This window comes from Variovorax sp. GW460-12-1-14-LB1, from assembly GCF_059423605.1.
Window position 1 is genome coordinate 1 of the sequence record NZ_JBWKYF010000172.1, and the last position, 608, is coordinate 608.

At 62.2% G+C, this 608-nt stretch carries 2 protein-coding genes; one reads left to right on the plus strand and one right to left on the minus strand.

Annotated elements, in window-relative coordinates:
- The coding region (locus AC07Y4_RS32975; protein WP_495275691.1) for a hypothetical protein at nt 1–258 on the minus strand (258 nt) is incomplete at its 3' end.
- Between AC07Y4_RS32975 and AC07Y4_RS32980 the strand changes: the two genes are divergently transcribed.
- On the plus strand, nt 178–608 hold a 431-nt coding region (locus AC07Y4_RS32980), incomplete at its 3' end, for a methyl-accepting chemotaxis protein (protein WP_495275690.1). The genes AC07Y4_RS32975 and AC07Y4_RS32980 overlap by 81 nt on opposite strands.

Genomic DNA, 608 nt, shown 5'->3' on the forward strand with positions numbered 1-608 from the left:
CAGGACCTGTCGTCGCGTACCGAAGAGCAAGCCAGCTCGCTGGAGCAGACGGCGGCGTCGATGGAAGAGCTGACCTCGACGGTGAAGCAGAACGCGGACAACGCGCGGCAGGCGAACCAGCTGGCCGTCTCTGCTTCGGAAGTCGCTGTGAAGGGTGGGGCGGTCGTGTCTCAGGTCGTGGACACGATGGGCTCGATCAATGCATCGTCCAAGAAGATCGTCGACATCATCGGCGTGATCGATGGCATTGCATTCCAGACCAACATCCTGGCACTGAACGCGGCGGTTGAAGCAGCACGCGCCGGTGAACAAGGTCGAGGCTTTGCTGTTGTCGCCTCGGAAGTCCGCAGCCTCGCCCAACGCTCCGCAGCCGCCGCCAAGGAAATCAAGACGTTGATCGGCGACTCGGTAGAAAAGGTCGAAGAAGGCAGCAAGCAAGTCGCAGAAGCCGGCCGCACGATGGAAGAGATCGTCGGCAGCGTCAAGCGCGTGACCGACATCATGGGCGAGATCACGGCGGCGAGCCAGGAACAGACCTCGGGCATCGAGCAGATCAACCAGGCGATCACGCAGATGGACCAGGTGACGCAGCAGAACGCGGCGCTGGT